Origin of the sequence: Clostridium acetireducens DSM 10703 (assembly GCF_001758365.1) — a bacterium.
Lineage (GTDB): Bacteria > Bacillota > Clostridia > Clostridiales > Clostridiaceae > Clostridium_C > Clostridium_C acetireducens.
Map to the genome: position 1 here is coordinate 1 of NZ_LZFO01000052.1, position 9,226 is coordinate 9,226.

At 25.5% G+C, this 9,226-nt stretch carries 7 protein-coding genes, 1 tRNA gene and 3 rRNA genes; 2 read left to right on the forward strand and 9 right to left on the reverse strand.

The window, feature by feature from the left end:
- Nucleotides 1-105, reverse strand: a 16S ribosomal RNA gene (locus CLOACE_RS11025); the annotation flags it as partial.
- Between the two features lie 425 nt (nucleotides 106-530).
- Complete coding sequence (locus tag CLOACE_RS11030) at nucleotides 531-1,664, reverse strand: pyridoxal-phosphate-dependent aminotransferase family protein (protein WP_070111306.1); 1,134 nt, start codon at nucleotides 1,662-1,664, stop codon at nucleotides 531-533.
- Between the two features lie 166 nt (nucleotides 1,665-1,830).
- Here CLOACE_RS11030 and cls point away from each other — a divergent pair, with 166 nt between their 5' ends.
- Together cls and CLOACE_RS11040 are read left to right on the forward strand one after the other, a co-directional pair.
- Nucleotides 1,831-3,261, forward strand: coding sequence for a cardiolipin synthase (gene cls, locus CLOACE_RS11035; RefSeq protein WP_070111312.1), 1,431 nt, complete (start codon nucleotides 1,831-1,833; stop codon nucleotides 3,259-3,261).
- Nucleotides 3,262-3,281: 20 nt separating this feature from the next.
- Nucleotides 3,282-3,884 (forward strand): uracil-DNA glycosylase, encoded by a 603-nt coding sequence (locus CLOACE_RS11040; RefSeq protein WP_070111307.1) that lies wholly within the window; start codon nucleotides 3,282-3,284, stop codon nucleotides 3,882-3,884.
- 4 nt (nucleotides 3,885-3,888) lie between these two features.
- On the opposite strand, the gene CLOACE_RS11045 is transcribed toward CLOACE_RS11040, so the two are convergent.
- The 7 genes from CLOACE_RS11045 to CLOACE_RS11075 form a co-directional block, all read right to left on the reverse strand.
- Nucleotides 3,889-4,818, reverse strand: coding sequence for a zinc-binding metallopeptidase family protein (locus CLOACE_RS11045; protein ID WP_242866475.1), 930 nt, complete (start codon nucleotides 4,816-4,818; stop codon nucleotides 3,889-3,891).
- An 11-nt stretch (nucleotides 4,819-4,829) separates the two neighbouring features.
- The gene (locus tag CLOACE_RS11050) at nucleotides 4,830-5,807 is read right to left on the reverse strand and encodes a zinc-binding metallopeptidase family protein (RefSeq protein ID WP_070111309.1); all 978 of its coding nucleotides are present in this window, start codon (nucleotides 5,805-5,807) and stop codon (nucleotides 4,830-4,832) included.
- On the reverse strand, nucleotides 5,798-6,814 hold the full coding sequence (locus tag CLOACE_RS11055; protein ID WP_070111310.1) for a zinc-binding metallopeptidase family protein: 1,017 nt from the start codon (nucleotides 6,812-6,814) through the stop codon (nucleotides 5,798-5,800). The genes CLOACE_RS11050 and CLOACE_RS11055 overlap by 10 nt, the downstream gene beginning before the upstream one ends.
- Before the next feature lie 12 nt (nucleotides 6,815-6,826).
- Nucleotides 6,827-8,734 carry a cell wall-binding repeat-containing protein gene (locus CLOACE_RS11060; RefSeq protein WP_070111311.1) on the reverse strand — a complete coding sequence of 636 codons (1,908 nt, stop codon included), beginning with the start codon at nucleotides 8,732-8,734 and terminating at the stop codon, nucleotides 6,827-6,829.
- 120 nt (nucleotides 8,735-8,854) lie between these two features.
- A tRNA-Lys gene (locus CLOACE_RS11065) sits at nucleotides 8,855-8,930 on the reverse strand.
- A 6-nt stretch (nucleotides 8,931-8,936) separates the two neighbouring features.
- A 5S ribosomal RNA gene (gene rrf, locus CLOACE_RS11070) occupies nucleotides 8,937-9,053 on the reverse strand.
- A gap of 92 nt (nucleotides 9,054-9,145) precedes the next feature.
- Nucleotides 9,146-9,226: ribosomal RNA gene (locus CLOACE_RS11075) — 23S ribosomal RNA — on the reverse strand; the annotation flags it as partial.

The window sequence follows — 9,226 nt, forward strand, 5'->3', positions numbered from 1 at the left end:
CGTCCGCCGCTAATTCACTTCCCGAAGGAAGTTTCATCGCTCGACTTGCATGTGTTAGGCACGCCGCCAGCGTTCGTCCTGAGCCAGGATCAAACTCTTAATTTAAAAGTTTATCTTGCTCATTTATATTTCTGTGCTGGTTTCATTTATCTGTTTAATTTTCAAAGACCAACTTATTAGCTGTTTTATAACAGCTTTTACATGTTAACACAGATAATTTATATTGTCAACATGCATTTAAAATAATTTTTGTCAGTTACTCAACAGCAAGATACATTCTATCATAATAATTATTAAAAGCATTTAATCAATCATAAAACAACTGAATTTAAATGTATTATACTTCTTTATATTCACTTTATCTAAGATTTATTATATAGGATACTCTTGGGAAAGTTTATTAAAGTATTTTCAATCTTTTTAAATAGAAATACTGCTTTTAGCAGTATTTCTATTTATTTATTTAAATTATGATTATATAAAATCTTTAATTTTTTAATCATTATACTATCTTATAAATAAAAATTTGCTTAAAATTCAGATAAAAATATTTTTACCATATCATTTTTAAATGTAAATCCATGTTTTTCAAAAGACTTTTGAATAGCAAATAATGTATATGCAATTTTATGAATAACAGCATTTTCACCCATATGTCCTATTCTTATGACCTTACCCTCCAAATATCCAAAACTTCCGGCTATAAGAATATTATATTTATCTAACATATACTTTCTAATTTGTTTTTCATTTATTTCTTTTGGTACTTTAAATACAGTAACCGTATTAGAATATCCACCTTTTGTATATAATTCTAATCCACCTAAAACTATAGCTTTCCTAGTAGCCTCTGCTATTTTTTTATGTCTTTCTAAAATTTTATTATCTTCTTTTATATTATCCATAGCAGTTCTTAATCCAATTATATCACTTATAGGTGGCGTATAAGGAAACCATTTTTTTTCATAGTAATCTTGCCAAACAAGTAAATTACAATAAAATGAAGATATCGGAGTTTTTCTTTTTTTCATTGATGTAAAAGCCTTATCACTAATACTTAAAAAAGTTAGTCCCGGTGGAGCAGAAACACACTTCTGAGTTGCTCCAATTGCTATATCTATTTTCCAATCATCTACCCTTATATCTTCTCCTCCCATAGCAGCTACACTATCTACTACAGTTAATATTCCATATTTATTAAGCATAGGGCATATCTTATCTATGTCATTAAGAATACCTGAAGGAGTATCACAATGAACTACAGTAGCATATTTAAAATCATTATTTTCTTTTAAGTAGTTTTCTAATTTATCTATATCTATTTTCTTCTCTCTAGGAAAACTTAAAATTGTTACATCTCCTCCATACATACTAACAAAATCAGCAAATCCTTCACCAAATATACCATTTTCTATTACTAAAACTTTATCCCCTTTTTCCGTTAAAGAAGCACAAGCTGCTTCTAATCCTAATATTCCTTCTCCGCTTAATATTCTAACCTGATTTTTAGTTTTTAAAAACTCTCCTATTTTTTCACAAGTTTCTTTATAAAAATCATAAAACTGTAGATCTAAATCTGGGTTAGTTGTTCTCTTAGCCCTAGCTAATCTAACATTTTCTCGTACTTCCGTAGGTCCTGGAGTAACTATATATGGAACCTTCATTTAAAATCTACCCCCTTAATATTTTATAAATATATTATATACATTAAAATTTTTAAAACAAAATGTATGGATACATTTTATAATTTCTATCATATTTACAATCAATAAAAAGTTTATTATGCGTAAATATGAGCAATATATATATGGAGGAGATATTATTATGAAAATGGATTTTAGTTCTTTTTTTTCTTTATTAATTTCTATAAATGCTATAATATTTATATCTATAATTATATTAGAAAGAAAAAAACCAGAAAAAACTATTGCCTGGCTTTTAGTTATAATAATTTTTCCGCCTATAGGATTACTACTTTACATATTTTTAGGTCGAAATTGGAAAGTAAATAGACTAAATGACAATTTTTCTCCTTATTTAAAAGAATTAATATGGAAAGTATTAAATAAAGTTAACAAAACTGAATATATACCTTTAATAAAACTTTTAGCTAAAAATAATGATTCACCTCTTTTTGTAGATAATGAAATTAAAATTTTTAAAAATGGTAAAGAAAAATTTCAACATTTAAAAAAAGAATTAGAAAAAGCAAAACATCACATTCATATAGAATACTTCATTGTAAAAGATGATTCCATAGGAAATACTATTAAAGATATATTAATAAAAAAAGCTAAAGAAGGTGTAGAAGTAAGATTTATAATTGATAGAGTAGGCTCTATTAGGTTAAAAAAATCCTATATAAGAGAATTAAAAAAATACGGAGTAGATGTTATAATGTATTCTTACTTTTTAGCACCTTTATTAAAATTTATAAATACACAAATAAATTATAGAAATCACAGAAAAATAGTTATAATAGATGGTTCCGTTGGATTTATAGGCGGCATGAATATAGGAGATGAATATCTAGGAAAAGGTAAACTAGGATTTTGGAGAGATATTCATATAATGGTTAAGGGAGATTTTGTCCTTGGTATACAAGGTGTATTTTTTGATGATTTTTTAACTATAAAAAAAGCAAATGAGGGCAGTTTTCCTTATGAAAAAAAGCTAAAAAAATACTTCCCAAAGCCTAATAAATCTAAAGGCAAATTAATGCAATTAGTTAAAAGCGGTCCTAATTCACAATTTCCAGCTATAATGCAAACAATTTTAAAAATAATTAACATGGCAAAAAATCACATATATATATCTACACCTTATTTTGTTCCTACAGAAAGCATTATGGACTGTTTAAAAATAGCTGCTTTAAGTGGAATAGATATAAAGATTTTATTTCCTGGTAAATATGATCATTTTTTAGTTTATCATGCTTCTAAAACCTACCTTGCAGAACTTGCTAAATGTGGCGTAAAAATTTATTATTATAAAGAAGATTCTTTTATTCATTCAAAAGTTATAACCGTAGACGGTAAACTTTGCTGTTTAGGTACTGCCAATATGGATATTAGAAGCTTTGAACTTAATTATGAAATAAATACAGTTATTTATAATGAAGAAGTTACTACAAAATTAGAAAAAATATTTTTAGAAGATTTAAATAATAGTAAATTAATAACAAAAGAAGATTATGATAATTCTCCAAAAATTATAAAATATATAGAATGTATAGCAAGAATATTTTCTTCTTTGCTTTAAATACTTAAGGAGGAAGCAATATGATTAAGGAGTTAGAAAACTTAAAAAACAAAATAGAAAATATATGCCATAATTACAAAGATGATAACATAGGTGGTTGGATTACAGGAGATGGGCCTGTACCTTGTAATTTACTTTTTATAGGGGAAGCCCCAGGAAAAACAGAAGTTGAAGAAAGAAAACCTTTTGTGGGAAAAGCTGGTGAATCCTTCGAAAAATATTTGAAATATATAGGTTTAAATAGGAAAAATGTTAGAATAACAAATACCTGCTTTTTTAGACCTATAAAAATAAAAACTAATAAATTCGGTAAAAAAACTGTAAGTAATAGAACTCCTAAAGTTAAAGAAATAAATTTATTTAAAAACATATTAAATGAAGAAATAGAGCTAGTTAATCCTAAAATAATAGTTACTTTAGGAAATATTCCTTTAAAACAAATGACAAACTTTAAAAGCATAGGAGAATGTCATGGTAATTTATATTTTAATGAAATTTTAAATGTAAATATATTTCCAATGTATCATCCTTCTTCTCTAAACTATAATAATAATGAAACCTTTATTAAAACTTATAAAGAAGATTGGATAAAATTAAAAAAGGTATTAGATAAAATTATCTAATACCTTATAGTATTCCTTTTATAAGTTTAATTGTATCTTCTATATCTTTAAATGAAACCATTTCAGAAGCAGAATTAATATACTTACATGGTATTGAAACTTCTCCTGATTTTATACCAGACATCTCTTTATGAACTTCAGCTCCTTCTGCTATATCATTAGATATACTATACTGTAAATCTATATTTAATCTTTTTGAAGATTGTTCTAATATTTCTTTTACTTCCTCATGCATTATAAGTTTTTTATCTAATAATCTTAATATAGGACCACATCCTAGTTTTACTTTATCATTAAAATCCTTTACCTCTTTTAAATTAACAATAATACAATAGTCTGGATTAATATTATGTACTGCTGTTTTTAATCCTCTTGCATTTAATTTTCCTTGAGTAGAAAACACAAAATATACTTCTTTATTATTTACATTTTTTATTTGTTTTAATATTTCTAATAATATATAACAACCTATTCTATTTTCAAGATTAGGACTTACTACATTATTATCTCCTATATTTAAAGATGGTCCAATTAAACAAGCAATATCACCTTTTTTTATATTTTCTAATACCTTTTCTTTATTATAAATTCCTATATCTATATATATTTTTTCATTATCATAGCATATTAATTTTCCTATTAATCCATTTTCAAATCTAACAAAACTATGTTTTATATCATTTATATCTAAATGACCTATATTTTTTACTTTTATAAGCCCGTTTTTTTCCACATCTAATACTATAAATCCTATTTGATCTATATTACAGCATATCATAAACTTGCTTCCAGGTTCTCCTAACTTAATTATAATATTTTCTATGCTATCTTCTTGAATATCATAATTAAAATCATTTAATTCTTTTTTTATAATGTTGCTTACTTCTTTTTCATTTCCGCTTACTCCAAAAGCATTTATAAGTTTTCTAAGCATAATATCCACTTCTATTCCCCCTTTGAAAAGGTATTTAAAAACTCTTCTATTAACACTTTTGTATTTTCTATATCTTCAATACTAGCCACTGAAATAGAAGAGCTAGCATATTTACAAGGCACTAATATACTTATAGCATTTTTTCTAAAATACGATTCTACATCTTTTACTTCTTCTATATATGTTTTTACTTGATAAGGTATTCTTTTTTTATCTGCCAATTTTAAAATACTTGTATGTAATTTTTTATCAAATATAGATTCTTTACTAATAATAGGTATAATAGGTCCAGAACCTAATTTTATACCACTTTTATCATCATTTTTTATATCAATTACATCTATTATTATTACTAAATCTGGTTTTATTCTATAAGATGATATTTGTGCACCTCTTGCACCAATTTTCTCTTGACAATTAAATACACCATATAAATTTAGATTATAATTATTCTTTAATAAATCTAATAAAATAAAGCAACCTATTCTATTATCTAATGCTTTTCCTTTTATAAATTTGCCTCCAAATGCACTAAACTTAGTATCAAATACTACTGAATCTCCTAACTTTATTAGGTTTTTTGCTTGATTTTTATTATTACATCCTATATCTATACAACAATCTTTATAAGATATTTTATTAGATTTTTCTTTTTGAATATGAATTGGTTTAAACCCAATTACTCCTGGTATTTTATCTTCTCCTACAAATACAGTTTGACAAGGTATAATATTTGTATCTATTTTACCTAAAGAATTAAATCTAAAAGTTCCATCTTCATTATATCCTGTAATTATAAGCCCCACTTCATCTATATGAACATCTAAAATTATTTTTTTATTGCCACATTCTTTATGAGCTATTATATTTCCTATATTATCTACAGATACATTTTCCACATATTCTTTTGCTTCCTTTTTAATAAAATCTCTAATATCATACTCATATCCTGAAACTCCAAAAGAATTACAAAGTTTACTTAAAAGCATAAAAGTCCCTCCAAATCCTCTTGTTTTAAATTTTCTATAAATCTTGCTATTAATATTCCTAAATATTTTACATCATTCATATTAACAATCTCTACAGAAGTATGCATATATTTTATAGGTATAGAAATTAATATTGTAGGCACTCCTTCATAAGCCGTTTGAATATCCCAGGCATCTGTTCCAGTATTTCCTGATTCTACTTCTAATTGATAAGGAATATTATAATTTTCACCTAAATTAATAAATTTCTGTACTAATTTAGGATGTATATTAGGACCTATACATATTACAGGACCTAATCCTAATTTATTTTCTCTTTCATTATCTCCTAAATTTCCTCCATCAAAAGTAACGTCTACAACAACAGCTAATTTAGGTTTAATATCATAACAAGCACTTTTAGCACCCCTATGACCTAACTCCTCTTGAGAAGAACACACAAAATAAGCATTAAAATCATGTTTACTATTTTTTAATTCATTAATACATTCATACATAGCCATAATACCTGCTCTATTATCTATAGATTTACAAGTAATATTATTGTTTTTTAATGTATAAAACTCTTTTTTTAATGTTACATAGTCTCCAATACTAATAATATTTTCTAAATAATCTTTGTCATATCCAGTATCTATGAATAATGTACTTTCTTTTAAATTTTCATTTTTATCCTCATAATTTATTATTCCTAAAACATCTTTTTTTCCATGAACTTTAACTTCTTTAGAAATTAAAGTTTTAATATCTATGCCATAAGATTTAAATTTTAAAAGTCCATTATCTAAAATTTCTGTAATTATTAAAAACACTTCATCTATATGAGCCATAACTAATAAGCTGTCATCTCTTTGTCCCTTCTTGTGTACATATAAATTATTAAGCTTAGATATAGAAATGCTTCCATACTCTCCAAAAATATTTTTTATTAAAGGATAAGCCCAATTTTCCCTTCCGCTTGGTACACTATACAAACATAATTTTTTAAATATATCTATATTATTCAACATATCACCTTCTTAATAAGTCTTTTTTATATAGGATTTTTCTATAATATTTTCTTTTCTTATAGGACAATTTCCATAATAAGAAAAAGAATAAGAAGCATCATTAATACTTTCTATGAAATGATCTCCTTTTTCATTATTTGCAAAATAATCAAAATTAGGAATTATATTTCCGTAACAATCCCTTTTCTTTAAAGTAGGGTCTGCTATAATCCATCCATACTCAGGTAAATAAAATTCACACCAAGCATGTTTATACCATAATGTATCCATATAGTTATTAGATATATCCTCATGAGGAATATGGTATCCAAAAACTACTCTAGCAGGAATGCCAACAGACCTACACATTGCAGTAAATAATCTAGCAAAGCCTCCACAAACTCCTTTTCCTGAAGTTATTGTGTTTAATGCTCCTTGACTATCTTCTGAATAATCATAATTATATTCGTATTCATAATCATACTGTATTTTAGTATTAATAAACTCAAATATTTTTTTTGCTTTTATGTAAGGATTTTTTTCACTTCCAACAATCTCTTTAGATTTACTTATTATTAAAGGATTGTTACTTTCTATTTTATCTTCTGAGGAAGTGTATTTATCATATTCACTAAAATAACTATAATCACTAGATGTATTAGAAAGATCTGTTTTATACTTTACTTCGCTATTAGTAAACATTCTATATATCTTATAGTTAACAGTTTGTCCACTAGCTATATAAGATATATTTATCATAACTTTATAATTATTATTAGAATCTTTAACTATAGAAGCACCCGGTCCATATACTTCAACTCTTTCATTCTTTTGATATACAGATTGACTTATAGGTCCTAAATTTATTTGCAATTCTAATTTATTTATAGTTTCACAATTATCATTTTTAATATTTATATCCTTTTCAATAATATAATTATTTTCATTTAGAGTATCATAATAATTAATATTATTATATATGCTCTTCAATACATTATCTGAAACTACACCTTTTCCTCCTAAAACCACTATTTCTCTAATATTATTAATATTAGAAGATATAAAATCTAAAGAACTTTTTAAAGGACTATTGCTAATAAGTAGTATAGAACTTTTGTTATGTGATGCTAATGCTGCTCCTGATAAAGCATCAGGAAAATTTTCTGCTGATGCTATATACAAATTAGTAAAATCTAATTCATTAGAAAATTCATTTAAAATAGATAAATTAGTTTCATATCTATTTTTTCCACTTAATCTTTTGTAATTTCTAAAATCTTTTAATATTCCATCTCCTAATACCGCCTCTCCACCTATTACATATATTTTATTAAAAAACTCTTTAGTTACATACATTTTTGTACTTTTAGGTAAACATGAACTTTTAGTAAGTATAATAGGACTTTCATATTTAGCTGCAATAGGTGCTATAGATAAGGCATCAGGAAAATTTTCTCCTGAAACTAAAAATAAATTTGATTTGTTATTCAACTTTTCAGCCACTTTTATACATGTTTCATATCTATCTTGTCCATATAATCTTTCTGTTGTTATTCCAATTTTATTTATTTCATTTTTTATAGATTCCGAAACCACTCCTGGTCCACCTATTATAAAAACTTTTTCAATTTCAAAATTTTTAATTTGATTAATAATATTTGATTTAATATTACACTTATCTACTAAAAAGATTGGGGCATCATATTTTTTAGATAAAGGAGCCGCACATAATGCATCTGCAAAATCTTCTCCAGAAGCTATTATTGCATATTTACTTTTATTCCAACCATATTTATTAATTTCTAAGTTAGTTTTATATCTATTTTCTCCATATAATCTTTTTACATAAGGAATAGTAAATGCATTAACTTTAAAGTTAAGTGTTAATATTAAAAAAATAGTTATACTAACAGTTTTAAACACATTATTTTTATACATAACTTCAACTCTTTCTTATATAAAATCCTTAGACTTATTATAACATAATTAGTATATATAAATATAATTTATATATTATTTACTATAAAATAAAAAAGCGTATCTCTAAGAGATACGCTTTGGTGATCTACCGGGGAATCGAACCCCGGACACCATGATTAAAAGTCATGTGCTCTACCGACTGAGCTAGTAAATCATACTTACCTGGCAGCGACCTACTCTTCCACAGGGTCTCCCCTGCAGTACCATCAGCGCTTTAAAGCTTAACCTTCGTGTTCGGCATGGGAACGGGTGTTACCTTTAAGCTATAACCACCAGATTTTTATTTTAAATAAGTACTACTCAGCTTTAACTAAGTAAATTACTTTTATTTGAAAGAAAATTATTCTTTCAAAATTGCACAGTATATTTAAGGTCAAGCCCTCGACCTATTAGTATCAGTCAGCTAAACATGTTACCACGCTTGCACCTCTGACCTATCAACCTGATGTT